The sequence below is a fragment of the Clostridium sp. JN-9 genome (genome assembly GCF_004103695.1).
In the GTDB taxonomy this organism is placed as follows: Bacteria; Bacillota; Clostridia; order Clostridiales; family Clostridiaceae; genus JN-9.
Map to the genome: position 1 here is coordinate 1,929,862 of NZ_CP035280.1, position 25,501 is coordinate 1,955,362.

Annotated in this window: 22 protein-coding genes; 8 read left to right on the plus strand and 14 right to left on the minus strand. The window is 31.6% G+C overall.

Features of this window, described 5'->3' with window-relative positions; genetic code table 11:
- Positions 1 to 31 precede the first annotated feature (31 nt).
- Both recQ and EQM05_RS09255 read right to left on the minus strand, forming a co-directional pair.
- A complete protein-coding gene (recQ, locus tag EQM05_RS09250) occupies positions 32 to 2,143 on the minus strand; it encodes a DNA helicase RecQ (RefSeq protein WP_128749773.1) in 2,112 nt (703 codons plus the stop codon).
- 30 nt (positions 2,144 to 2,173) lie between these two features.
- Positions 2,174 to 3,031 carry a DegV family protein gene (locus EQM05_RS09255; RefSeq protein WP_128749774.1) on the minus strand — a complete coding sequence of 286 codons (858 nt, stop codon included), beginning with the start codon at positions 3,029 to 3,031 and terminating at the stop codon, positions 2,174 to 2,176.
- 218 nt (positions 3,032 to 3,249) lie between these two features.
- On the opposite strand from EQM05_RS09255, the gene EQM05_RS09260 reads away from it, so the two are divergent.
- From EQM05_RS09260 to EQM05_RS09270, 3 genes are read left to right on the plus strand one after another with little or no spacing between them, the layout of a single operon-like run.
- Entirely contained in the window at positions 3,250 to 3,981 is a 732-nt protein-coding gene (locus EQM05_RS09260) for an ABC transporter ATP-binding protein (protein WP_128749775.1), read from the plus strand.
- Positions 3,974 to 5,629, plus strand: a complete 1,656-nt coding sequence (locus EQM05_RS09265) for a hypothetical protein (protein ID WP_164917253.1) — start codon at positions 3,974 to 3,976, stop codon at positions 5,627 to 5,629. Before EQM05_RS09260 ends, EQM05_RS09265 begins: the two co-directional genes overlap by 8 nt.
- A gap of 18 nt (positions 5,630 to 5,647) precedes the next feature.
- Positions 5,648 to 6,163 (plus strand): type 1 glutamine amidotransferase domain-containing protein, encoded by a 516-nt coding sequence (locus EQM05_RS09270; RefSeq protein ID WP_128749777.1) that lies wholly within the window; start codon positions 5,648 to 5,650, stop codon positions 6,161 to 6,163.
- Positions 6,164 to 6,200: 37 nt separating this feature from the next.
- Here EQM05_RS09270 and EQM05_RS15775 read toward each other — a convergent pair whose 3' ends face one another.
- The 4 genes from EQM05_RS15775 to EQM05_RS09285 are packed head-to-tail and all read right to left on the minus strand — an operon-like array spanning position 6,201 to position 12,218.
- Complete coding sequence (locus EQM05_RS15775; protein ID WP_164917254.1) at positions 6,201 to 6,359, minus strand: hypothetical protein; 159 nt, start codon at positions 6,357 to 6,359, stop codon at positions 6,201 to 6,203.
- 14 nt (positions 6,360 to 6,373) lie between these two features.
- Entirely contained in the window at positions 6,374 to 9,901 is a 3,528-nt protein-coding gene (locus tag EQM05_RS09275) for an AAA family ATPase (protein ID WP_128749778.1), read from the minus strand.
- On the minus strand, positions 9,901 to 11,106 hold the full coding sequence (locus tag EQM05_RS09280; RefSeq protein WP_128749779.1) for an exonuclease SbcCD subunit D: 1,206 nt from the start codon (positions 11,104 to 11,106) through the stop codon (positions 9,901 to 9,903). The genes EQM05_RS09275 and EQM05_RS09280 overlap by 1 nt, the downstream gene beginning before the upstream one ends.
- A gap of 14 nt (positions 11,107 to 11,120) precedes the next feature.
- Positions 11,121 to 12,218: a DUF3810 domain-containing protein gene (locus EQM05_RS09285; protein ID WP_128749780.1), complete on the minus strand. Its 1,098-nt coding sequence runs from the start codon at positions 12,216 to 12,218 to the stop codon at positions 11,121 to 11,123.
- A gap of 198 nt (positions 12,219 to 12,416) precedes the next feature.
- Here EQM05_RS09285 and EQM05_RS09290 point away from each other — a divergent pair, with 198 nt between their 5' ends.
- On the plus strand, positions 12,417 to 13,682 hold the full coding sequence (locus EQM05_RS09290; protein WP_128749781.1) for a dicarboxylate/amino acid:cation symporter: 1,266 nt from the start codon (positions 12,417 to 12,419) through the stop codon (positions 13,680 to 13,682).
- 45 nt (positions 13,683 to 13,727) lie between these two features.
- Here EQM05_RS09290 and EQM05_RS09295 read toward each other — a convergent pair whose 3' ends face one another.
- Positions 13,728 to 14,354: a nitroreductase family protein gene (locus tag EQM05_RS09295; RefSeq protein ID WP_128749782.1), complete on the minus strand. Its 627-nt coding sequence runs from the start codon at positions 14,352 to 14,354 to the stop codon at positions 13,728 to 13,730.
- 134 nt (positions 14,355 to 14,488) lie between these two features.
- On the opposite strand from EQM05_RS09295, the gene EQM05_RS09300 reads away from it, so the two are divergent.
- Positions 14,489 to 14,797, plus strand: a complete 309-nt coding sequence (locus tag EQM05_RS09300) for a helix-turn-helix domain-containing protein (RefSeq protein WP_128749783.1) — start codon at positions 14,489 to 14,491, stop codon at positions 14,795 to 14,797.
- A 50-nt stretch (positions 14,798 to 14,847) separates the two neighbouring features.
- On the opposite strand, the gene EQM05_RS09305 is transcribed toward EQM05_RS09300, so the two are convergent.
- Entirely contained in the window at positions 14,848 to 15,600 is a 753-nt protein-coding gene (locus tag EQM05_RS09305) for a SprT-like domain-containing protein (protein ID WP_128749784.1), read from the minus strand.
- 155 nt (positions 15,601 to 15,755) lie between these two features.
- On the opposite strand from EQM05_RS09305, the gene EQM05_RS09310 reads away from it, so the two are divergent.
- Complete coding sequence (locus EQM05_RS09310) at positions 15,756 to 16,322, plus strand: nitroreductase family protein (protein WP_128749785.1); 567 nt, start codon at positions 15,756 to 15,758, stop codon at positions 16,320 to 16,322.
- A gap of 29 nt (positions 16,323 to 16,351) precedes the next feature.
- Positions 16,352 to 17,155 (plus strand): helix-turn-helix domain-containing protein, encoded by an 804-nt coding sequence (locus EQM05_RS09315; protein ID WP_128749786.1) that lies wholly within the window; start codon positions 16,352 to 16,354, stop codon positions 17,153 to 17,155.
- 39 nt (positions 17,156 to 17,194) lie between these two features.
- Here the strand turns inward: EQM05_RS09315 and arcC are convergent, their stop codons facing one another.
- From arcC to EQM05_RS09340, 5 genes are all read right to left on the minus strand, one after another.
- Positions 17,195 to 18,133: a carbamate kinase gene (gene arcC, locus EQM05_RS09320; RefSeq protein ID WP_128749787.1), complete on the minus strand. Its 939-nt coding sequence runs from the start codon at positions 18,131 to 18,133 to the stop codon at positions 17,195 to 17,197.
- Positions 18,134 to 18,148: 15 nt separating this feature from the next.
- Complete coding sequence (gene arcD / locus EQM05_RS09325; protein ID WP_128749788.1) at positions 18,149 to 19,570, minus strand: arginine-ornithine antiporter; 1,422 nt, start codon at positions 19,568 to 19,570, stop codon at positions 18,149 to 18,151.
- A gap of 128 nt (positions 19,571 to 19,698) precedes the next feature.
- Positions 19,699 to 20,700, minus strand: a complete 1,002-nt coding sequence (gene argF, locus EQM05_RS09330) for an ornithine carbamoyltransferase (protein WP_128749789.1) — start codon at positions 20,698 to 20,700, stop codon at positions 19,699 to 19,701.
- A 29-nt stretch (positions 20,701 to 20,729) separates the two neighbouring features.
- The gene (gene arcA, locus EQM05_RS09335) at positions 20,730 to 21,959 is read right to left on the minus strand and encodes an arginine deiminase (RefSeq protein ID WP_347560223.1); all 1,230 of its coding nucleotides are present in this window, start codon (positions 21,957 to 21,959) and stop codon (positions 20,730 to 20,732) included.
- A gap of 383 nt (positions 21,960 to 22,342) precedes the next feature.
- Positions 22,343 to 23,377, minus strand: a complete 1,035-nt coding sequence (locus tag EQM05_RS09340) for a DUF362 domain-containing protein (RefSeq protein ID WP_128749791.1) — start codon at positions 23,375 to 23,377, stop codon at positions 22,343 to 22,345.
- A gap of 158 nt (positions 23,378 to 23,535) precedes the next feature.
- Between EQM05_RS09340 and EQM05_RS09345 the strand changes: the two genes are divergently transcribed.
- Entirely contained in the window at positions 23,536 to 24,201 is a 666-nt protein-coding gene (locus tag EQM05_RS09345; RefSeq protein ID WP_128749792.1) for a hypothetical protein, read from the plus strand.
- A 52-nt stretch (positions 24,202 to 24,253) separates the two neighbouring features.
- Here EQM05_RS09345 and EQM05_RS09350 read toward each other — a convergent pair whose 3' ends face one another.
- Positions 24,254 to 25,486 carry a malic enzyme-like NAD(P)-binding protein gene (locus EQM05_RS09350; RefSeq protein ID WP_128749793.1) on the minus strand — a complete coding sequence of 411 codons (1,233 nt, stop codon included), beginning with the start codon at positions 25,484 to 25,486 and terminating at the stop codon, positions 24,254 to 24,256.
- Positions 25,487 to 25,501 lie beyond the last annotated feature (15 nt).

Sequence of the window (25,501 nt, forward strand, 5' to 3'; positions counted from 1 at the left end):
AACTTTTTTTCAAAGATTATTTCTTGGATTTTTACTTTTTTATTGAGCTTTTAATTAATTTAATCCAGAAATATTCAACTTCCTCTGGTAAGTTCTCCTTTAATTCCTTAAGCTTACTATCTGGGTACTGAGCTATAGCAGCTTTAATAGGTTCTATATATTTGTCAGGTATAAATTCATTAATATCTATGTTTTCTCCTTCTTCAATGCATTTTACAAGATGAGACTCTATTGTTTGCATACTGAGTCCTCTGATTTTACAGGTTTCATCAATAGTTTTACCATCCTTATACAAATTATATGATAATTTGTGACTTGGTGTCTTTGTTTCTCTACTATCAATTAAAACAGCTGGAGCTTTATTAATTTCTTTTTCATCATTATATTGTTTAATTAAATCAATGAACTTATTCCCATATCTCTCAAATTTTATTTCTCCTACACCTTTTATATTTAAAAACTCATTTTTAGTTAATGGCTGATATTCACTAATGTCCTTTAAGGTTGTATCAGAAAAGATAATATAAGGAGGAACTTTTTCTTCAACTGCCATTGTCTTTCTGAATTTCTTAAGTAACTCAAATAATTCATTTTGATCCTGCTTCACATCTTCTATTTTAGCAACATTCATAAAAACTTTTTCATTATTTTTAAGCACATGTAATGATTTATTTGTTAATTTCAGTACTGGATATTCTCCTACAGTAAGATTTAAATACCCATCCGCAGCAAGTTTATTTATCATGTCTGATATTATCTTTGTTTTATACTCCTTCATAATGCCATAGGTAGATACCTTATTTAAGCCATGGGTAAGTAATTTTTTATTATTTGAACCTTTTAAAACTTCTGCTACTATATTGGTTCCATACCTTTCTCTTAATCTATATACACATGAAAATATCTTCTGAGACTCTATAGTTATGTCTACTTTTTCAGTTTTGTCACAGCAGTTTCCGCAATTTCCACAATTGTCTATCTGTACTGTTTCGCCAAAGTATTCAAGCATATACTTTCTAAGGCATTTAGAAGTATAACAGTAATCTATCATTGCCCTTAAGCTTTTATATTCATATTCCTTTCTATCTTCTGGCAATTGTTTTTGTTCTATAAAATATGTCTGAAGCTGTATATCCTTTGGCTGAAATAACAAAATGCAGTCACTTTTTTCTCCGTCTCTTCCCGCCCTGCCAGCTTCCTGATAGTATGCTTCTATATTTTTGGGCAGATTATTGTGTATTACAAATCTTACATTAGATTTGTCAATTCCCATTCCAAAGGCATTTGTGGCCACCATTACATCAATATCATCATATGCAAATTTATTTTGTATTTCAGTTCTTTCCTGTTCTGATAAACCAGCATGATAAACTCCTGCTTTAACTTTTTTACTGTTTAAAAGATTACTAAGTCTTTCTGCTTCTCTTCTTGTAGATGTGTATATTATTCCTGTACTGCCTTTGTGTTTTGAAAGATAAGATAATATAAAGCCATCATTATTTTCTCCTCTAAGCACTGAGAAAAATAAGTTTTTTCTATCAAATCCAGTTATATGTACATTGGGTTTCTGTAATTTTAAAAGGTTTATTATATCACATCTTACAGCTTCTGTTGCAGTTGCAGTATATGCACCAATTACGGGTCTTTTTTTAAGTGAGCTGATAAATGCAGCTATTTTACCATAACTTGGTCTGAAATCGTGAGCCCATTGAGAAACACAGTGGGCCTCATCTACTGCTACAAAAGAAATATCCATATTTTTAAGTGCACTGCAAAATACCTCTGAATCCAGTCTTTCCGGGGCAATATATACTAATTTATATATTCCATTGATTACACCCTGCATTATTCTCCTTTGTTCATCAATGCTTAGGGTACTATTAATATATGCTGCTTCAATGCCTAATTTATTTAAATTATCAACCTGATCCTTCATAAGTGATATTAATGGTGAAATTACCAGAGTAATACCTGAAAACAGCATAGCCGGTACTTGAAAGCAAATGGATTTTCCTGCTCCTGTAGGCATAATTGCTAATGTATCTACTCCATTTAACACGTCATTAATAATTTCTTCCTGTCCCTGTCTAAATTTGTCATAGCCAAAGTATTTTTTTAATATTAATCCAGCATTCTCCTCCATGAGCATCCTCCTTTGTATAGTGTATTTATATTACCTTAAATCTTCCTTAGTATAATATACTATGCCAATTGCTCCAGGCCCTACATGAAGTCCAATTACTGGTCCGATATCACATATGTTTATATTTACTTTCAGCTTTTCCATTATATATTCTGCCAGTTCCTTGGCTTCATCATAGCAATTTATATTATGAATTACTATTTCACCAAGTCCAAAATCGTTTATATCCTGAAACATCTTTTGGGCCATGGTTTTTATAGCCCTCTGCTTTGTTCTTACCTTGGTAAATACAGATGCATTGCCATTTTCCACAGTTAATATTGGAATTATCTTGAGAAGATTACCAATTAGAGCATTAGCTCCTCCTATTCTTCCGCCTTTTTTTAAATATACCAGATTTTTAGGAATAAACAAAAATCTGCTCTTTTTTAGATTACTTTCAGCAGCTTCTTTAACTTCCAATAGTGATTTGCCGTCCTTTGCGGCTTTTGCTGCAGAAATTACTGCAAATCCCAGCTGCATACTGTTTGATCTGGAATCCACAATTTCTATTTCTGCATCTTTATATTTCTCCAGAATCATTTTCCTAGCCATATGAGCTGTCTGGCAGGTTCCACTCATTTCAGAAGATATGAATACAGCTAAAAGGCTATTTCCTCTTTTAACAACCTTCTCCATTTCAACGTACATTTCTCCAGCGGATGGCTGTGATGATATGGGTATACCCTTCTCATCCATCATTTTATAAAAGCTTTCGTTGTCTATTTCAGTCTCCTTAAAACTCACATCATCAAACCTAACGCTTAATGACACTATATTAATATTTAATTTTTCAATAATATCTTTGTTTATGTAACTTGTACTATCAGTTAATACCTCTACAGCCATTTTTCATCTCTCCATTTTAATTCAATTATTTTTTACTTTACATAGCGCCTGCATAGACACCATATTTCTTATTATAACAAATACTATTTATTTTGCATTAAAAACATTAAATTGTGCTTTATAAAAAGTAATAAGCTTTTATAAATTTTATTTATCATTTTACTTGTTTTGAATTTTTTGGTATATTAAATATAAATATATTTATATTGGAGGTAACTATGATTGAACTTAATGGAATTTCAAAAAGCTATAATGGTAAATTTAAGGCAGTGGATAATTTAACATTAACCATAAACTCTGGAGAAATTTTCGGATTTTTAGGTCCAAATGGTGCTGGAAAAAGTACAACTATTAAGATGATAACTGGTATTATAAAGCCAGATAGCGGGTCAATTAATGTAAATGGAGTGGACATATTAAAGCATCCTATTGATGCAAAGCAGCAGATAGGGTATGTACCGGACAATCCAGACATGTTTTTAAGATTAAAAGGTATAGAATATTTAAATTTTATGTCTGACATTTATGATATCCCCACTGATATAAGACAGGAAAGAATAAATAAGCTAAGCCAGGAATTTGATATGGATTCTGCAATTGGAGATAAAATAGGCAGTTATTCTCATGGAATGCGTCAAAAGATTATAGTAATGGGTGTATTAGTGCACGATCCATCTGTTTGGATATTGGATGAACCCATGACAGGTCTTGATCCTAAATCCTCTTATGTTTTAAAGGAAATGATGAGAAGTCATGCTGACAGCGGTAAAACGGTGTTCTTTTCAACTCATGTTCTTGAGGTAGCCGAAAAATTATGTGACAGAGTTGCCATAATAAATAAAGGTAAAATCTTATTCTGTGGTTCAATAAAGGAAATGAAAAGTAACCTTAAAGAGGATGAATCCCTTGAAAAAATGTTTTTGGAATTGGTGGAAGATGAAAATGAATAAATTTATTATTTTAACTAAGTTCTTATTAAAAGGTTATTATGGCAGTTTTTCTTCAGGTAAAAGAAAAAACAGAGTGGGCTACATAATATTACAATTAGCTGTTTTAACTATGTTTGCATTTTTCTCCTGGATGATAAATTCTGCTCTTTTTAAAGTTTTATCTATGTATGGCATGACTAATATTCTGGCTGGTATAAATTACTCATTAGTAAGCTTCGTTATATTCTTCTTTGGAGTATTTTATGTTATGAACATTTTTTATTTCTCAAGAGATACAGATTATCTGCTTCCACTTCCTGTAGCTGGTGAAACAATAGTAATGAGTAAATTTACTGTTACCATAGTTTATGAGTATTCAATAGTAGCTGTTATACTTTTGCCTTTTACAATAATTTATGGAATTGGTTCCGGCAGTGGTTTAATATACTGGATTTACAGCATTATAGGAATGATGCTTATTCCAGTGATTCCTATAACTATTGCTTTACTTTTAAGTATTATAATAATGCCATTTGTAAATATGTCAAAAAATAAAGATATGTTCAAGACCATTGCTGGAATTGTGGGTGTTTTTTTTGCACTTGCTTTTAACTTTTTCATGCAAAGTGCAGCAAATAAATTTCAAAATTCAAAACAATTGGCAGATACAGCCTCGAAGATATCAAACACCACAAGTTCACTATTTCCCGGCAGCGGCTTAATATCTAATGCTATTATAAATTATAGTACAGTAAGTGGATTCATGGCATTTATTTTATTTATCCTGGTTACTGTAATAACTCTTGTTTTAGCCTACTATATGGGAAAACTGTTATATTTAAAAGGTGTTGCTGGACTTTCTGAATCATCATCAAAAAGAAAAAAAATTAATAAAGGGCAATTTGCCAAGACTGTGGTTAAGAGTTCTGCTATGAAAACATACTTTTTAAAGGAAGTTAAAATTTTATTTAGAACTCCTCCTTACTTTATAAACTGTATTTTACCTAATTTTTTATGGCCTATTTTTATGATTCTCCCCTTTATTGCAAATAAAAGCAATGGTGCCAGTGAAGATCAGTTAAAGCTTTTATTTGAGATGATAAGAAATAGTTCATACTCTGGAAAAACATTAGCTTTTTCTGCAGCAGCGGGAATATTCTTTGGGGCTGCTAATTGTGTAACACCTACAGCTATATCAAGAGAAGGCAATAGCTTATTTTTTATGAAATATATACCTTTAAGCTACACAAAACAACTGCTGGCTAAAGTATTTTCAGGTATTTTGGTAAGCTTCATAGGGCTTTCTATAATACTTGTTTTAAGTATAGTATTTTTTAGGCTGTCACCATTAATGATCTTATTTATGATTATAGTTATGATCTTATCAGTAATTTTTACAAATATTGCTGGGATAATTCTTGATTTATATTTTCCTAAGCTTAACTGGGATAATGAACAGAAGGCTGTAAAGCAGAATTTCAATACTTTAATATGCATTTTAGCAGGTTTTTTGCTGTCTGCATTGATTATATTTTTAAGCTTTAAGCTGAATTTATCAGTTATTGCTGCTTTTATTTCCATTACAGCTTTGTTTATTGTACTTGATTTTGCTTTATACAATCTTTTAAAAATAGTTGGAGAAAAAAGATTATCTGAATTAGAAAAATAAAATTAAAGGAGTGATATTATGTTATCAAACAAAAAAGTAGTTACATTTATTTATGATGGCTTTGAGGATCTTGAATTCTGGTATCCTGTGCTCAGATTAAGGGAAGAGGGTATTGATGTTGTCGTTGCTGGCGTAAAAGGTAAAAAGAATTATGTGGGTAAATATGGACTGCCTGCAGAATCAAACTGCAGTTTTTCCGATATCAATGCTTCTGACTATGACGGTTTATTAATTCCAGGTGGATGGGCACCTGATAAATTAAGGAGATTCCCGGAAGTCCTTAAAATTGTACAGGACATGAATTCAACAAATAAGGTTATAGGTGAAATCTGCCATGCAGGCTGGGTTACTATTTCAGCTAAAATAGTGAATGGAAGAAATGTTACAAGCACTCCTGGTATAAAAGATGATATGGAAAATGCAGGGGGAATATGGCTGGATGAACCTGTTGTTGTAGACGGAAACCTGATTTCCAGCAAACGCCCAGAAGACCTGCCTATGTATATGAAAAAATATATAGAACTGTTAAAATAAACATAAATAAGGGAATGCCTGAGCATTCCCTTGTTTATTATTTGTCAAACAGGCCCCCTGTTTTCTTGGAGCTTCTGCTTGCCTTTTTTTCATGTCCTATGTTTTTTTGAGCCCTTGAGCTTCCACTTTGCATGGAACTTTTCTTTTTCTTTTCTTCAATTATTTTTTTCATCATTTCAATATTTTTATCGTTCATCTTTTTCTCCTTTATTAACTGTTTTCTATTACAATTTTACTGCCCTCAACCGCAGATGATGATTTAACCAGTATTTTAATAGGTACTCTGTCTCTAAGCTCCTTAACATGACTAATTATTCCAACACTTAACTTTTCACTTCTAAGATTTTCAAGAGAATCCATAACTGTATCCAGTAATTCATCATCTAAAGTACCAAAGCCTTCATCAAGAAAGAAAAATTCCAAAGGAGCGGAGCCTTTTAACTGAATATGGGATGAAAGGGCTAGTGCTAATGACAAAGAAGCTAAAAATAACTCGCCGCCTGATAAAGAACTTGTAGAACGAAGCAATCCACCGCTGGAATTATCCTTAATATAAAATTCCCCATCTTCATTAAGCTTAAGCTCAAATTTATCCTTGGTGTTTCTTAAAAGCCTTCTGGACGCCTCAGCAGTTACATATTTTAATTGGCCGTGAGCAACAAATTCTACAAACTTATTTCCTTTAAATATCTTTTCCAATTCATCTAAAAGGTCTTTTTTGTGAAGGTATTTTTCTCTTTCTATTAAAATAAGCTTTAACTTTTCAACAAGTGCTTTCATTTTGGAAATTTCGCTTTTTTTTGCAGCAATAATTCCTATTTTTTCTTCTAAAAGCTTATTTAACTCTGCAGTGTTTTTTTGAATTTCATCCCATTGTTCTTTTTCTATTTTTTCTCCATTTAATTTCTTTTCTATTTCTTCAATATTATTTAATATTTTATTGCATTCATCATCATATTTTTTTATTTCCAACTGTAAAGCCTTTAAATCACCTTTATTTAAGTATGAAGCAATAACATCTTCCTTAGAACTAAATGAATTTTCTTTCAGCTTTATGTTTAGCTCTTCTTTAAATCTCCCAGTATCCTTTAAAAAATTGTCTTTTAATCTGCTAAGGGTATTTATATTTTTTTCTATTTCATTTTTTTTGACTGTATGATTTTCAAGATTATCCTTAAGCTTTTTTTCATTATTTATTATTAATAAAATCTTACTTTTTATTTCTTCAATATATGATTCAGGTTTCATGCCATCAGAAAGTGTTTTAATGTCATTTTTAAGCTTTTCTATAAATTGTGCCTTTTGTTTTCCACTTTCCAACATGGTAGATAATTCATTAACTTTAATTTGAAGATTCTCATTGTCAGTTTTAATGGTGTTTTCAATGTGTTCCTTTAAAGCTCTGGTATCCTTTAACTGTTTTTCTAAATTGGCCCTTTTCTTATCATTTTCAATAATATCAGTATATCTGCTCTGGAAGTCATCAATACCCAGCTCATCTTTTATAAATTTTATTTTTTCACTAAACTTTGATAAATCCATATTTTTATTATTAATATCACTAGTGTATTTCTCAGTAAGAATTGTACCTTTTCTTACAGCTTCTTCAAATCTTACCTTTTGAATTTCAAGTGATGATTTGTTCTTTTCCAGTTCACTTAATTTATTTGAGGATTCTTCTTTTTCTATTTTCCATTGTTCCATGCTGTATTTTAATTGAATATATTCTTTCTTTATTTTCTCAAGAACTAATTCTTCTTCTTTAACATTGAAGTCTTTTAATTTTAATTCCTTATCTTTTAGATCACAGGTTACAGAATTTAAAGTAACTTCTGTTTGTACAAATTCAGTATCTAAAGCTCTTATTTCTTTGTCTAAACTTTCATACTCATGTTCCAACTCATTTATTATAACATTTTTTTCTTCAATTACTTTAACATCAACAAGTTCAGCTAATTTCACTTTATGTACATTGCCGCATACTGGGCAGGGATCATTTTCTTTCAAATTTGAAGCAATAATCCCTGCCATATTATTAACTTTTATATGTTCAAGTTCATTTTTTTCTTTTTTAAGTTTTTCAGATATATGAAGTATATCTGCACTCTTATTTTTCTTTTTTACTTTTAATTCTTCATAACTGTTTTTTAACTGTGTATATTCTTTTTCCTTTTGAAGTTTTAAATCCAGTATTTTTTTATTTTCTTCCAGCTTTTTTTCAAAATCATTGTATTGATTTAATTTTTCAATTAATAAATCATTATCTCCAGGGCAATTACCATTTAATTCTGTCAACTTTACTTTTATAACTTCAATTTCATCTTTTACTTCATTAAACTTTTTCTCCATATCAGCTAATGCTTTTTTATCAATATTTATTTCAGCTATTTGTTTTTCATTTTCCTTTATAAGCTTTTCTATATCAATATTTATATTTTTAATGCTTTTTTCAATATCAAGAGCTTTAATGGTTTTTTCTCTTTCTTCAGGTGATAAAAATATATCAGCTATTTCACTTTCTTTTATGCTTATTGTATTTATGCAGTGTTTTAATTCTTCTTTTTTTGAATTAATGCTGCTTTCTAATGTCTTCCTTTCTTTGTCTGTAAGTGAATAGTTTTCTTTTAATGCATTAATTTCAGTATCATATTGATTTAGCTGCTGAATCATTTTTATAGCCTGAGATACATTTGCCTCTTTTTTATTTAATTCAGGCAGTTCTTTTTCTTTAATGGTATAAGCTTTTTCATACTCACCACTTATATTTTCTATTAGTGATTTTATATGTGTATATTCTTTATTTTCATTGGCTAAATTTTCTGTAACACTGTGGAGATTCTTCTCAGCCGACTCAAATCTGTCAATGTATGGCTTAACCAATAAAGCCCTTTCTCCATCCTTTGCAAGCCTTTTCTTTTCATCCATAATCGGTTTATCAGCCATGTATTTATTTTTTTCAATTAGCCTGCTGTTAAGGTCATTTTGAAGAAGCCAGATATTTTTATATTTATCAAAAGTATTATCTGCTTCCTTCTTTTTCCCTCTAAGGTTTTCAACCTGTTTTAGCAAATCATTGTATTCATTACTTATATAATTTAATTTTTCTTCATTAACATCCTTATAATATCCTAATTCTCCTTCTATCCTAATGAGCTCATTATTATTCTTTTGAGATTCTTTTTTAAGCTTTTCTGTAAGAGCACTTCCATATTTTTTTAAGCCAAATAATCTTTCCAGCATTTCGCTTCTTTCCTTAGGAGTTGTCTTTAAAAATTCACTGAATCTTCCTTGAGGAAGAACCACGGCCCTTGTAAAATCAGTGTGCTTTAATCCTATAATTTCTATTACTTTCTTGTCAACATTTGACTTTCCATCGCAAAGTATTTCAAGATTTTCACCTTTAACCTGATATAATTTTGCAATTGTACTCTTATAGCCTCCGTTTTTATCCCGTTTTGTTACTCTGTGAATATGATATGTTTTTCTTTCATCACCAGCACCTATTTCAAATGTATATTTAATAACAGCCTTATCAGAATTTAAATTTATAAACCCTCCCTGATCACGTTCTATTTTTCCATAAAGAGCGTAAATTATGGCATCAAGAATAGATGATTTGCCGCTGCCTGTTTTGCCGAAAATGCCAAAGAATCCTTTATCAGTTAACTTTTTAAAATTTATTATCTGCTTATCTCTAAAGCTGTTAAATCCTTCAATTTCAAGACGTATAGGCTTCATTACATTTCCTTCTCATCCACAATGCTCAAAAATAATTCTACAAGCTCCTGAGTGGGCTCTGTTTCATTTCTCCACAGGTAAAACTTTCTGAAGACTTCTTCCATGCTTTTTTCTGTAAGATTTTCATAAATTTCATTTTCATTTTCTGCACCTTTAAGGTTTGGCTTTATTTCTATTATATCAGGCCTGTAGTCCTTCATTTCTTTAATTTCCTGCTGAGAAATAATTCTATCACAGTCAATCTCAATATAAACCCATATATTTCTTTTACCATCATTTCTGCATCTGTCAATTGCTTCATCTATACTTTTGCATTTCCATACTTCTATGGGCTTATAATCAGTTAAATATATTCTTTCAGGAGCTGCCTTTTCACCTGGCTTTAAATCAATAAAATAAATACAGTTTTTATTGTTTTTTTCCTTTTTACTGTATTTAATAGGTGAACCGCAGTATACTACAGGTACATCATCTATATTAAAAACCTGATTTTTATGCAGATGTCCAAGGGCTATATATTGAGCTTTTTTAGGAAGGTCATTAAGCTGTACTGCATAACTTCCTCCTAACTGAATTGCTCTTTCAGAGTCTGAGGTTTCGCCCCCTGCAACATAAAGATGTGATACTGCCAGATTAATTGTGTCTTTTCTATATTTCTTTGACAGCTCATTAAAAATTTCTCCAATTCTTGCAGAATAGCTTTTTTGAACTTGTTCCTCATCACTTTCCTGAGACAATATTTCTCCTAATCTTTTCTCACTAGGATAAGGAATTGTTAAAATCACTGCACTTTCATTATTAATGCAAAGCTCTATATATCCTTCTCCTGAATCCACCACATTAAAGCTTCCAAACTTTCCTGTTTCAATAACACTTTTTGGAGTTCCCAAAATGATAATTCCCTGTTCTCTTGCAAGAGGTATAACTGCTTCCAGTCTTTCAGGACTGTCATGATTACCTGCTATTATTAGAATTGCCCGACGGCCATTATTTGAAATTCTTTTAACTCCATTATAAAAAAGACATTCAGCCTTTGCTGAAGGATTGCCCGAATCGTAAATATCACCTGCTATAATAATTAGATCTGCATCTTTTTCTTCAACCTTCTGTACAAATTCATCAATGAATTGCTCCTGTTCTTCAAGTCTGCTGTTGCCTTCAAGAAGTTTACCTAAATGCCAGTCAGATGTATGAATAATCTTCAAAATATCACTTCCAATCAATAATTATTTTTGATTTGTTTATATTCTGCTATTAATAAATCCACCATTCTTCCATAGCTTTTAACTCCGTCCTGCTGACCATTTGATTTTAGATAATTGTTATTTATACTATCAGATACATTTTCAATGACACCATCATATTTACTCCAGAATTCATTGTCACTTTTTAAATCCCTTAGTACTTTTGAGGAATATTTAGCTGTAAGTACCTTATACTGATTATAGTCTGCTTTTTTTAGAGCGTCCATAGAATAAATTAAGCCAAGCATTACTCCTGAATATTGAAAATCAGCATAGGGACTTAATGTGCAGGCAGCATAGGCAATATAATTTGCCTCGTCTTCCCTGGCAAATCCCCTTTGATGGGCCATTTCATGTGCTGATGTGCATGGCAACATAAAATCACTAATATTTACATTAACATTTGCCTCCCCTGTAAAAGGGAAATACACACCTGTTATGCCTGTATAACACATTAATTTAGACATAAGTACAGGCTTTGGACTTCCGTAGCTTCCGCTAAGTTCACTATACTTTTTTGAAAGAGCTTCATAACCTGCAGCCTCTCTGGCAAAAATATCTTTATATCCTCCAGGTATATACATTACTCCTGTGTTATCTTCTTTTAAATCATCTCTTAAATTATTTGCTCTGTTAATGAGTTCCTCACATAAACCAGCCAATTCTTTAGAGGATGTTTTATCTACTTTAAGTTTTGAAATATCAGCAAATGAAAGTCTGTTATAATTTGATCCCCAAAGAAATATAAACAAGAAGTATATAACTGAAATAATAAATAATACTTTTGCTATGAAATTAAATATTAAAGTTTTCTTATTTTTACACTTTCTTAAGTTAATAATCAATGTTACTATGAGAAATAATGCATAAATAAAAACAGCTATTACAATTAATTCGGCTAATGAAAAAGGAAAAACTCCTGAAGCTGTGCTTAAAAGCTGTCTTATTGCTTTATTAAATCCATTGGAGTAATACACTTCAACAGCTGCAGGTGCCTTTGAGAAAACCACATTAATTATTATTGTTATTAAAAACAGCCATAATCCTGACAATTTTAATAAAACCGATTTCACTTGTTTATCTCCTTAATTTTATCGTTTATTTTATATAATAATATAATTTGAACTTTTAGACAAATAACTTTAAAGCACTTATTGCAATAAACTAAGCATATTTAACAATATATACTGCATTTTATTGTAATAAAATAATATTGTAATACTTATAGATTAAATTCAAGTTATATTTAATTAATTTAGGAGGAATATTAAATGAATAATTTTTTAAAAACCTACAAGTCCTCAATTATTTTACTTAGTTCAGTAATACTTGGTGGAATAATAGGTATAGCAGCTGGTCCAAAGGCTTCTGTTTTAGAACCCTTAGGTACCCTTTTCATCAATTTGATGTTTACAATAATTGTACCCCTTGTATTTTTTAGTGTATCCTCTTCCATTGCAGGCATGAAAAGTATGAAAAGACTTGGTAAAATAATGAGCAGTATTGTGATAATATTTACAATAACTGCATTAATAGCCTCAGTTTTTGCATTTCTGGGAACCTTGATTTTCAGTCCCACAAAAGGACTTGATCAGGAGTCTATAAAGAAGATAATTGCTGTTACAGGGAAAAGTTCTACAGACAATGCTAATCAGGGAGTACTTCAGCAGATTGTTAATGTATTTACAGTTTCAGATTTTTCTGCATTACTTTCAAGAAAAAATATGCTTCAGCTCATAGTATTTTCTGTATTGTTCGGAGTTTCCACAGCTATGATTGGGGAAAAAGGCAGGCAGGTATCTCTATTTTTGGAGTCTGCAACAAATGTTATGATGAAATTAGTAAGTTTAGTTATGTACTATGCACCAATAGGTCTTGGCTGCTATTTTGCATCTATGATAGGTCAGCTGGGTTCCCAGATCCTTCAAGGATATTTAAGAGTATTTGTCCTTTATATTGTTTTAGCACTTATATACTATTTCGGATTCTTTAGTCTTTATGCTTTTACAGCTGGCGGAAAAAACGGTATAAAAATTTTCTGGAGGAATGCAGCTGAGCCTTCTATTATGGCACTGGCAACCTGCTCCAGTGCTGCATGTATTCCAACTAATATTAAATCTGTTAAAAAAATGGGTGTTCCAGATGACATTGCTGAAACAGTGATTCCCCTTGGAGCAAATATTCATAAAGATGGATCGGTTTTCGGAGGTGTAATGAAGGTAACCTTCTTACTTGGTCTTTACGGTAAAGATATGAAGAGTTTTCATGCAATTTTAGGTATTATATTTGTTTCATTTTTAGTAGGAGCAGTTATGGGTGCTATACCAAACGGCGGTATGATAGGTGAGATGTTAATTATAAGTATATATGGCTTTTCTGCAAATGTGCTGCCTATTATTGCAATAATAAGTACAATTATTGATGCTCCTGCAACTGTGTTAAACTCCACAGGTAATACTGTATCTTCAATGATGATAACAAGATTTGTAGATGGTAAGCTTACTGAAACTGCTGGCAGAGCAGAAAGCTTAGCTTAAAAATTGCAAATAAAATGCTGGCAATTGTTTTTGTCAGCATTTATTTTATATGTATTTTACAAATTCCTCTACTGGTTTTCTGTACCCTCTTAATCTCTTTTTATTTGGATCCTCTTTGCCAATGGTAATTAATATTGCAGGCTCAAACTGATCTGGAACTTCAAATAATTTTTTTGCCATATCTCCATTAAAACCAATCATTGGACATGTATCCCAGCCTCTGTCCTTTGCAATTAACATAAACATCATTGCAGATAATGATGCATTTCTTATAGCTTCGTCTCTTATAAATACTTCTCCTCTGCCCTCATAAAGATTATAGGTATCCGATACCACTTTTGAATATGCTACCTCATCCATCATACCCAGCTGTTTCATTGGTTCATATATCTTTTCAACATCCTTATAAGCCATTTTATCTCCAAACACCAGAACTGCAGCAGATGCTGTATGAACCTTATATTGAGGGCATGCTTTATCTTTAAAAAGCTCTTTCATTTCCTTATCTCTTATTACTAAATATCTTGCATGCTGAAGATTGAAACATGATGGCTGCAGCGCTAATAATTTAAATATTTCATCAAATTCCTCCTTGGGAATTTCAACGCCTTCTTTAAAATTGTTTGCAGATTTTCTAGCTTTTATTAATTCAGTAAAACTTGAATAGCCCATTAAAATTTCCTCCTATACTTCTTACTTTATACTAGTATAGTACTATCAGTAATATACATTAGTCAAGTAAGCTTATTGCTTATTTTTATTTACTTTTGTTCATTTAGTATGTAAACTATTAGTGAGGTGATTTTATGAATGATTTCCATCTATGTCCCAGATTTGAAAAAGCTTTTAAGCTGCTGGGAAAAAAATGGAATGGACTAATAATAAGAGTTCTTCTTAATGGCCCTAAAAGATTTTCTGAAATAAAAGAATTAATTCCGGAACTAAGCGACAGAGTTCTCACTGAAAGATTTAAAGAACTTGAAGCTGAAGGTATTATAGAAAGAAATGTATTCCCTGAGACCCCTGTAAGAGTAGAATATGAGATTACTCAAAAGGGAAAAGAACTGGAATACGCTATGGAAGAAATTCAAAAATGGGCAGAAAAATGGATGTAATTAATAAGTGCCCGGTGGAATTTTAATTATTTAAAACTGCCGGGCATTTATTATAATATCATATTTAATGGTACATAATACTTAATATATTTATTACCGTATTTATCTGCATAGTTCCCATTATTGTTTAATACCATTATAGTTGCTCTTTTATTTATATTGGTTATAATTCCGCTTAAATTTGAATTATTATATTTAAATACTACCTTACTGCCTATTGATACTTTGTAATTTTCTTTTGCAATCTGACTTGCTGTAGGAAGTTCATGATAGGATTTAGTATGGCCGAAAATCCTATTAGCCATTGTTTTAAATCTATTGCCGCTGCAGCTGGACTGTCTGTACATTGTTAGCTCTAAAACATGGCATATTTCATGTTCAAATACCAGCTGCAATGCCTCTACTGCATCATTTGCAATAATTCCATTAACAACCTTATGTCCCTTTGTTTCATAAAATTTAAAGAAAAAATCAACTGCCATTCTTATTTCAAATTTAATATCATTTAAAGGCAGATATTTTATATTTCCTGGATAAATTGTTTTTCCAGCACTGCTTGTCATTCTTTTTGACAGTGAAAAGTGAATATTCCCATGTGAATTTTCATTTAAATAACCCTTAAGAAAAGTTTCATCATATAACTTTAAGAGCAGATATAAATCATCTGTTGATATTTTTTTTATTACTGAACTTTTTATATTCTCTGATATATTTAAAAACTTACTATAAATATAATTTCTTTTAAATTTGATTTCGTCAGCTGAATAATATAAATTTTCTATAAAACTATTGCTACTGTTCATTATTAATTCTCCCCTGTTTTAATATGTATAAAAACTTATTAATTAATTATATCAAAAGCATACAGGTGTATCAATTTATTACACTTGAAAAAAATCATATGTAAAATTAGAATTAAAGTATATACTATTCTTATGTTAATTTTGGGAGGGTTATTATGATAAAAGATTTAATTCTAAAAAACAGGAGCTACAGAAGATTTTACGAGAATGAAACAATAGATACAAAAACTTTAGAGGAGCTTATAGATTTAGCAAGAATATCATCCTGCGCTGGCAACCTGCAGAGCCTGAAATATTATTTATCAAATTCTAAGATTACCAATGAAATTATCTTTAATAACATAAAATGGGCTGCATATTTAACTGACTTTGAAGGCCCTGAGGAAGGTGAACGACCAAGTGCATATATATTAATGCTTAATGACACTCGTATTAGCAAAAATCTGCTTTGGAACCATGGTATTGCTGCAACAAATATTCTCCTTGGAGCTGTAGAAAAAGGATTAGGAGGATGCATGTTTGCAAGTGTAAATAAGGCTGCTATTGCAAAGGAACTTAAAATAGACGAAGTATACGATATAGTAATGGTCATAGCACTTGGCAAGCCAAAAGAAATTGTAAAATTAGATCCTATGACAAATAATAATGTAAAATATTACAGAGATGAAAATCAAATTCACCATGTTCCAAAAAGAGAACTTAAAGATATAATTGTCAAATAGCAGATATAAATTACAATGGAGGGAAATATATGAACCTGAAAGATGAAATAATTGACAGGCTTACAACTATAGGGTTTAACAAATATGAAGCCAAGGTATATTTAACCCTGCTTGAAAATCAGGAAATTACAGCTTACGAAATAAGCAAAAGATCAGGTGTACCTCAGTCGAAAATTTATGAAACAGTTAGATCTCTTGTTAATAAAGGTATATCCAGCATGAACGGTTTTGAGCCAGTAAAATACTCAGCGCTTCCACTAGATGAATTTTTAAACAACTATAAAAATTCAACGGAATCAACAATAGATTACCTTAAAGAAAATATTAAAAATATAAGTGATGTTCAAACATCAGATTATATGTGGCATTTTAACGACATAGATTCAATAAAGAATAAAATTGCTTCTATGATTAATAATTCTAATAAAAGCATATATTTATCCATGTGGGATGAAGAATATGACAGTTTTTATGATGATTTATTAAAGGCCAGCAAAAGAAATGTTGATATGGTGTCAATACTTTATGGAACTGTAAAAAACGAGATAGGTAAGATATATTATCACGAAATGCACGGTATGAAGGAGGATGCTGCTGTAAATGGCAGATGGATATGTCTTGTTACAGATTATAATGAGTGTCTTTTTGCCATTATTAAAGGAAATGACAGCTCCTGTGTCTGGACCCAGAATAAGTCATTTATGCTGGTTACAGAGTGTTTCATTACCCATGATATTTTTATTGCAGAAATATATTCAAAGCACAGAGATGAACTTGATAAAGAATTTGGCTATAATTTAGAGAAAATCAGACAACATCTCCATATAGGATAAAAAGCTGCCCCCAAATTTAATAATTGGGGCCAGCTTTTATTACTGCATTATTATAGTTCCGCTTTCACCTGTTAAGGCCTGATTTGCTTTATTCAGAGAAGCTATTAAACATTTCCTTCCTGATTTTGATTTAGCAAACTTTACAGCTGCTTTTACTTTAGGAAGCATACTTCCTGGAGCAAATTGACCTTCCTCCATGTATTTTTCAGCTTCTTCAATAGACATTTTAGACAAATTCTTTTGATTTGGTTTTCCAAAATTTATAGCCACTTTATCTACTGCTGTTAAAATCATCAATGTATCTGCATCAAGATCTTCCGCAAGTTTTTCTGATGCTAAGTCCTTATCAATAACAGCAGCTACACCTGTAAGACTTTTATCCTCATTTTCTATTACTGGAACTCCGCCGCCTCCAGCTGTAATTATAACTTGTCCAGCGTTCACCAGAGTTTTAATGGTGTCAAGCTCAACTATTCTTTCAGGTATTGGTGATGCTACAACTCTTCTATATCCTCTTCCTGCATCTTCAATCATAGCATATCCTTTTTGTTCTTTAATTGTTTCTGCCTCTTCTTTAGAATAGAAAGGACCTATTGGCTTAGTTGGATTTTTAAATCCTTTATCATTTTTGTTAACTACAACCTGTGTAATAATTGAAGCTACGGCTTTGTTTATTCCTCTTTTTCTAAGCTCGTCTCTCATTGCCTGCTGAATATGGTATCCAATCATACCCTGGCTCATTGCTCCGCAAACATCAAATGGCATTGCTGGAGTCACTTTTGATGCATATTCATTTTGTATTACCAATCTGCCTACCTGTGGTCCATTTCCGTGTACTATTACAATTTCGTGTCCATTTTCAATCATGTCGCCTAAATATTTTACTGTTTCTTTTATTACTTTTAATTGGGATTCTGCAGTTGCCGGCATACCATCGGCCTGCAAAGCATTTCCACCTAATGCCACTACTAATTTCATTTTTAAGCCTCCTATTTAGCTAAGTTTTCCCATTGCAATCATGACTACAGCTATTACTGCTAATATTACATTTATAACAGCAATTACTTTTTCATAACTTAAGAAAACTTTTTCATTTCTTTCCTTTTTAGCTCTAACAAATACAAATATACCAACTGAATATAGTATAGTTACCATGAGCATATATTGCATTCCAGCTGCATATATAAGCCATGTAGCATATATACTTGATACTATGCCTAAGAATAGATCCTTACCTCTGCCAGCCGGATTAGTATCATACGTTTCACCTGTAATAGTTAGTTTCAAGCCGTATAAAGCGCTGAATAAATATGGCACCAATATTGCTGAAGTTGCCATTGTATATAAAGCCTGATATGTGCTGCTTGAAAACAAAGTTACTATTAAAGATATCTCTACCAAGCCATTTGTTATCCACAGTGAATTTACTGGTGAACCATGCACATTTTCCTTTGCAAACAATTTAGGCATTGCCCCATCTTTTGCAGCAACATATGGAATTTCTCCTGCAAGCATTGTCCAGCCAAGTAATGCTCCAAAAAGTGAAACTATTAATCCTAAATTTATAAATATTGCTCCCCATTTTCCTACTACATGCTCCATGGCATATGCCATTGATGGAGTATCTAGCTGTGATAAGCCTTCTCTGCTCATCACTCCTAATGATAGAACTGATATTAAAATATAAATTATTAATGTTCCTATTAGTCCAATAACTGTTGCTTTACCAACATCTGACCTTTTTTTTGCTCTTCCTGATATTACAACAGCGCCTTCAATTCCTATAAACACCCATAATGTAACAAGCATAGTGCTTTTAACCTGATTCATTACACTTCCAAGACTTACGCCGCCCCAAAAATCCAGGGATATAGTCTTTACATTAAAGAATATTATCATTACAGTAATAAATACAAATATAGGCACTAATTTTCCTATTGTTGTGATAACGTTTATAAAAGCTGCTTGTTTAATTCCCTTTAGTATTAAACTATGTATAGACCATAATAAGATTGAAGCACAAACTATAGAAAGCAGATTATTACCTTTTCCAAATGCAGGTATAAAATATCCTATTGCTCCGAAAAGCATTACCACATAGGATACATTCCCAATCCATGCGCTTAACCAATAGCCCCATGCAGATGTGAATCCCATATAGTCTCCGAATCCTGCCTTAGCATAACTATATATTCCGCCATTTAAATCCGGTCTTCTCATTGAAAGATTTTGGTAGACAAATGCAAGAGCTATCATTCCAACTCCAGTAATACACCATCCAATTATAATTGCCCCGGCACCGGCACCTTTTGACATATCAGCAGGTAAAGAAAAAGCACCTCCACCTATCATGGAACCAATAACCATAGCAATCAAAGACCATAGACCTAGTTTATTATTATTTTTATCTTCCATAGTCCAAATTCCCCCTTCCATTTTTAATTGTTTTATTGCAGGCCTTAAACCTGCAACAAAACAATTTATAAAACAAATCTAAAATTATAGTTAGGAACTGAGCTTATATCATTACATAGATATATGATCTATTCTCCTAGAGTAGCAACCATTACGGCTTTTATTGTATGCATTCTGTTTTCAGCTTCATCAAATACTACTGAATGTTTTCCTTCAAATACTTCATCAGTTACTTCCATAGCTGTTAAACCAAATTTTTCATGTATTTCCATGCCAACTTTTGTTTTTAAATCATGAAATGATGGTAAACAGTGTTCAAATATAACCTTTGGATTTGATGTTAATTTAATCATTTCTTCATTAACCTGATATGGCTTTAATAACTTTATCCTTGATTCCCAAACTTCAGGGGCTTCTCCCATGGATACCCATACATCAGTATAAAGAACATCAGCATTTTTTACACCTTCAGCAACATTTTCAGTTATTGTAATCTTTGCTCCTGTTTCCTTTGCAACTTTTTTGCATTTTGCAACTAATTTTTCATCAGGGAATAATTCCTTTGGTGATACTATTCTAAAGTCCATTCCCATTTTTGATGCACCAATCATAAGAGCATTAGCCATATTGTTTCTTCCATCTCCGCAATAAGCAAATACTATCTTATTTAATGGCTTATCAATATGTTCCTGAATTGTTAAAAAGTCAGCTAATATTTGTGTTGGATGATCCTGTGTTGTAAGACCATTCCACACTGGTACTCCAGAATATTTAGCAAGATCTTCAACAACTGACTGGTCAAATCCTCTATACTCAATGCCATCGTACATTCTGCCTAGAACTCTTGCAGTATCAGCTATTGACTCTTTCTTTCCCATCTGTGAACCTGTTGGTCCAAGATATGTAACATGAGCTCCCTGATCAAGTGCTCCAACTTCAAAAGAGCATCTTGTTCTTGTAGAATCCTTTTCAAATAATAAGACAATGTTTTTACCTTTTAATTTCTGTTGTTCAGTTCCAGTATATTTTGCTTTTTTTAAATTCCTAGCTAAATCAAGCATGAAGTTAATTTCCTTTGGTGTAAAATCCATCAATGTTAAAAAGCTTCTATTTCTCAAATTAAATGCCATAATTATTCTCTCCTCGTTAAATATTATCTTTATAAGTTTTCTCTATATAAAGGCATACTCATACATCTTGGGCCGCCTCTTCCTCTGGAAAGCTCGGATGAAGGAATAACATGTAATTTTATTCCATAACTTTCAAGAATCTTATTTGTTACATGATTTCTTGAATATACTACAACTTCTCCTGGAGCAATGGCTAATGTATTTGAACCATCATTCCACTGTTCTCTTGCTGCATGAATTTTATCTCCTCCGCCGCATCTTATGAGAGTTACTTTTCTTCCTAAATGTTTTTCCAATATAGTTTCTAACTCCATTGATTCTTTAACAACATTTAAGCCGCCTGGTTTAGTATTGTCTTTTGTTATTTCATAAACAGTCAATGGTCCTTCTATTTCAGGGTGAATTGTAAATTTATCGTAGTCTACCATTGTAAACACTGTATCAAGATGCATAAACGCTCTTGATGGCGGAATATGGAATGCTAATACAGTCTCAAATGATTCATTTGATGAGAAGAGTTTTCTGCATACTTTTTCAATTGATGCTGAATCAGTTCTCTGTGAAATACCAATTGCTAAAGTTTTTTCATTTAAAATTAATTCATCTCCGCCTTCAATACAGGTTGTCCCATTTCTATCAAACCATAATGGAATATCTGCATCCTTAAATCTTGGATGATTTTCAAAAATGTACTTTGCAAATATAGTCTCTCTGTTTCTGGTTTGTGTTCTCATATGATTTAGTGTGATACCATGTCCTATTGTAGCAAATGGGTCTCTTGTAAAGTATAAATTAGGCATTGGATCACATATAAAAGGATAGCTATCGTTTACCTGATCGTAAAGTGAGTTTCTAACATAATGTGATAACTCCTCTTTTCTTACACCAGCCATCATTTTATCTACCATGTCTTTATTAGAAAATCCATTAAAATATTCAGTTAAAGCTTCTTTTAAGCCCTTACTTTCTATTCCGCACTCATCAATGAACTGACTTATAAATCTGTCTTTAACTTCCTTGTTTTCAATAGCTTCTGCTGCAAGATTTTCAAGATATAATACTTCTACGCCTGCTTCTTTTAAAGTATTGGCAAAAAAGTCATGTTCCTCTCTTGCTATTTTTAAATAAGGAATATCATCGAATAACAGTCTGCCCAATAATTCAGGAGTTAAATTTTCAACTTCATATCCAGGTCTATGTAATAGAACTGTTTTTAATCTGCCTATTTCAGAAGTAACATTTAACACATTTTTTTTCAAGATTCATCCCTCCATATTTAATATTTTTGTCTGTCTTAAGGTTAGTAACTACCTTAGTAGTTACTAACTGTCTTTATTATATAGTGAACTGAAAACCTTGTCAAACATTAGATTATCCATATACTTACATAATACTTATAATTATTAATATTTATTTATATTTATTAAGATAAATTTTTGCATATATACACTATTAATGCATATATCATTATATATGCAGATAAATTAAATCTTTAAATGCATATATACATTTAATTAAAAAGGGTTTTATGTTAAAAAATTATAAATATTCATTGAGATTTTTTTAACTTAATTGCATTAAAAAAATAAAAAGGGGAATTCTGTTAAAAAATCTTTACGAATTCCCCTTTTTACTATTGCCTCTACCTTATTTCTATTAGTTTATATTCTCTGCTGCCCAGCCCAATTTTTTCTGCATATTTTAAAGTATACCTTCCTCTTAAAAAAACAGTTCTTTTTTCCTTTTTATCCAGCATATCCAGACATGCCTGATCAATTGATACTGGATCTGTTGATGCAAATACTCCAACATCTTTGGCAATACTATGCATCATATGGCCCTCACAGTCACAGTTATTTGTAATATTAAATGCAAAGGTTATGTAAATATTACTTTTATCCTTCTGTGTAGCAAAAGCATATTCTGCAAGCTTTTCATTAAATGATCTCGATATAGATGAAATCCAATTGCTTGAAATGGCTTTGCTTGGACAAATAGCCATACATGAAGCACATCCAACACACTTTTTCCTATCTATTTTAGCCTTTCTTTTTATTGTAATAGCATTTACAGGACATTTTTTTGAACATGCGCCACAGGCTTTGCACTTAAAAATATTGACTATAGGTGTTGAATTAGCATGCTGAGCAAGTTTGCCTCCTCTTGCTGCACAACCCATTCCAAGCTGTTTTATGGCACCGCCAAAACCAGCTAAAGCATGACCTTTAAAATGACTCAGTACTATTATCTGATTTGCTTTTGCAATGTCTCCTCCTATTTTACAGCTTTTAAAGTGCTTTTTATTTATTTCAATATTTTCATAGTTCTCTCCATATTCTCCATCAGCAATTACTATTGGCAGTTCAGTAAATCCATGTTCCAGTGCAAGTTTTACATGTTTATCCTTTGTATTTCTTTCACCTCTGTAAAGTGCATTTGTTTCAATAAAGGAACTTTTAATCTGCTTTTCATTTAAATATTCAATAATACCTCTGAAATTCTTAGAGCTTATAAAAGTAGTATTCCCCTTTTCTCCAAAGTGCACCTTTAATGGAATATACTTTTCTAAATTTATATGTTCCTCTTCAATGAGTTTTTTTAATATTTCTTCAGCACCTCTGCTGATTTCTTCTGTTTTAGAGTAAGAATCAACAGCCTTGAAGTATACATTTCCCATAAAATCTCCCTCTTCCTTTATATTACCACATATATATTTTACATACTTTAACAATGCATGTAAACAGTTAATCTCTTTATGTTGTGTGTTATAATTATAATTAGATAATGGGTATTTAAAAAATTTGATTATATACATATATAAGGAGATTGATTATCATGAAAAATAAACATGAAATGAAAAGAAATGATTATGAAATAAAGGACAACGTAGTGCTTTTAAAATTACCTAAAAAGGATGGTTCTACTGTAGACTGTAAAATAGATCCAACAGATTTGAGAAAAGTTATAGATAAGGGATCATGGTTTGCAGAATGGAATAAGGAATTTAATAATTATTTAGCTAAAACTGAAATAATCACAGATAATATTAAAGGAAAGCTAAGTTTGGATTCATTTATACTGGATGCACATCCTAAGGCACCAATCAGACATTTTAACGAAGATACTCTTGACAACAGAAGAAGTAATATTCAGGTATATAATTCAAAAGCAATGAATGATTACGAAGAATTAGACTCGGATACAATTTCAGTAATTCTAAGGGATAAATACGGCAGAGAAAAAGCCAGGACAAATATTGACAAGGATGATTTAGAAAAAGTTATTAATAATGAACATTCATGGGTATATTACAAGAAGGGTACAGAGCATTATGCAGTTATGAATTCTCCAGAGGGAAGAATTTTTCTTCAGGATTACATTATGGATACGCCACAGGATAAAGTTACAAAATTCAATGATTTTAATACATTAAATAATAAGAAGAGTAATCTTATCATAGAATCATCTGAAGATGAAGTACATGAAAATAATGAAGATTAAGCCATATACAAATAGAACTCAGGAAATAAATTATTTCCTGAGTTCTTTTATATTATATACCTAATAATTTTTTTGTATGCTGCTCAACCATTTCAGGAGTAATATCTTTTCTTCTTGCCACTCCTGAATCAATTGCTGCCTTTGCAACACCAGCTGCAACCTTTGGTGCTATTCTCAAATCAAAGGCTTCTGGTATAACATAATCTTCTGATAATTTGTCATCATCCACAAGTGAGGCTATTGCATAAGCTGCTGCCATTTTCATTTCATCATTTATTTCACTGGCACGTACATCTAAAGCTCCCCTGAATATTCCAGGAAAAGCCACAACATTATTAACCTGATTTGGATAATCAGATCTTCCAGTGCAGATTACTTTAGCACCAGCCTCTTTAGCATCACCAGGAAGTATTTCAGGATTTGGATTGGCCATAGCCATAATAATTGCATCTTTATTCATGGATTTAACCATTTCCTTTGAAACACAATCTGCAACAGAAACTCCTAAGAATATATCTGCTCCCTTTATAACATCAGCAAGTGAGCCTTTCTTTGAATTTTTATTAGTTATTTCAGCCATTTCATTTTTATACTTATTCATTCCCTGAGGTCTTCCTTTATAAATAGCACCCTTTGAATCACATAAAATAACATCCTTTGTTCCCATTTTTAAAAGCAGCTTTGTTATTGCAGTTCCTGCTGCTCCAGCGCCATTTACAACTATTGTAACATCCTGAAACTTTTTATTAACCACTTTCAAAGCATTAATAAGACATGCTGTTGATACCACAGCTGTACCATGCTGATCATCGTGAAAAATTGGGATATTACATACTTCTTTAAGTTTTTCTTCTATTTCAAAGCATTCTGGTGCTTTAATATCTTCAAGGTTTATACCTCCGAATGTTGGCTCCATCAATTTAACTGTTTCTACAATTTTATTAACATCCTTTGTATTCAAACATATTGGAAAGGCATCTACTCCTCCGAAGGCTTTAAATAAAACTGCTTTACCTTCCATTACTGGTAGGCCGGCACCTGCTCCAATATCTCCAAGTCCCAGAACAGCTGTTCCATTTGTAACTACAGCTACCATATTTCCCTTGGCAGTGTAATCATAAATGCTTTCAGGATTGCTGTGAATTTCCAAACATGGCTCAGCTACCCCAGGGGTATATGCCATTGTTAAATCATCCTTTGTTTTTACTGGTACTTTGCATTTAAGTTCAATTTTTCCTTCATAATCCTTATGATATTTTAAAGCTCTTTCTTTTAAGTTACTCATAGATTATTTTCCCCT

What these genes read in the sequence shown, in the direction of transcription:
- recQ (WP_128749773.1), bottom strand. Translation starts at nt 2,143, where the DNA reads ATGGAGGAGAATGCTGGATTAATATTAAAAAAATACTTTGGCTATGAC.
- EQM05_RS09255 (WP_128749774.1), bottom strand. Translation starts at nt 3,031, where the DNA reads ATGGCTGTAGAGGTATTAACTGATAGTACAAGTTACATAAACAAAGAT.
- EQM05_RS09260 (WP_128749775.1), top strand. Translation starts at nt 3,250, where the DNA reads ATGATTGAACTTAATGGAATTTCAAAAAGCTATAATGGTAAATTTAAG.
- EQM05_RS09265 (WP_164917253.1), top strand. Translation starts at nt 3,974, where the DNA reads ATGAATAAATTTATTATTTTAACTAAGTTCTTATTAAAAGGTTATTAT.
- EQM05_RS09270 (WP_128749777.1), top strand. Translation starts at nt 5,648, where the DNA reads ATGTTATCAAACAAAAAAGTAGTTACATTTATTTATGATGGCTTTGAG.
- EQM05_RS15775 (WP_164917254.1), bottom strand. Translation starts at nt 6,359, where the DNA reads ATGAACGATAAAAATATTGAAATGATGAAAAAAATAATTGAAGAAAAG.
- EQM05_RS09275 (WP_128749778.1), bottom strand. Translation starts at nt 9,901, where the DNA reads ATGAAGCCTATACGTCTTGAAATTGAAGGATTTAACAGCTTTAGAGAT.
- EQM05_RS09290 (WP_128749781.1), top strand. Translation starts at nt 12,417, where the DNA reads ATGAATAATTTTTTAAAAACCTACAAGTCCTCAATTATTTTACTTAGT.
- EQM05_RS09295 (WP_128749782.1), bottom strand. Translation starts at nt 14,354, where the DNA reads ATGGGCTATTCAAGTTTTACTGAATTAATAAAAGCTAGAAAATCTGCA.
- EQM05_RS09300 (WP_128749783.1), top strand. Translation starts at nt 14,489, where the DNA reads ATGAATGATTTCCATCTATGTCCCAGATTTGAAAAAGCTTTTAAGCTG.
- EQM05_RS09305 (WP_128749784.1), bottom strand. Translation starts at nt 15,600, where the DNA reads ATGAACAGTAGCAATAGTTTTATAGAAAATTTATATTATTCAGCTGAC.
- EQM05_RS09310 (WP_128749785.1), top strand. Translation starts at nt 15,756, where the DNA reads ATGATAAAAGATTTAATTCTAAAAAACAGGAGCTACAGAAGATTTTAC.
- EQM05_RS09315 (WP_128749786.1), top strand. Translation starts at nt 16,352, where the DNA reads ATGAACCTGAAAGATGAAATAATTGACAGGCTTACAACTATAGGGTTT.
- arcC (WP_128749787.1), bottom strand. Translation starts at nt 18,133, where the DNA reads ATGAAATTAGTAGTGGCATTAGGTGGAAATGCTTTGCAGGCCGATGGT.
- arcD (WP_128749788.1), bottom strand. Translation starts at nt 19,570, where the DNA reads ATGGAAGATAAAAATAATAATAAACTAGGTCTATGGTCTTTGATTGCT.
- argF (WP_128749789.1), bottom strand. Translation starts at nt 20,700, where the DNA reads ATGGCATTTAATTTGAGAAATAGAAGCTTTTTAACATTGATGGATTTT.
- EQM05_RS09340 (WP_128749791.1), bottom strand. Translation starts at nt 23,377, where the DNA reads ATGGGAAATGTATACTTCAAGGCTGTTGATTCTTACTCTAAAACAGAA.
- EQM05_RS09345 (WP_128749792.1), top strand. Translation starts at nt 23,536, where the DNA reads ATGAAAAATAAACATGAAATGAAAAGAAATGATTATGAAATAAAGGAC.
- EQM05_RS09350 (WP_128749793.1), bottom strand. Translation starts at nt 25,486, where the DNA reads ATGAGTAACTTAAAAGAAAGAGCTTTAAAATATCATAAGGATTATGAA.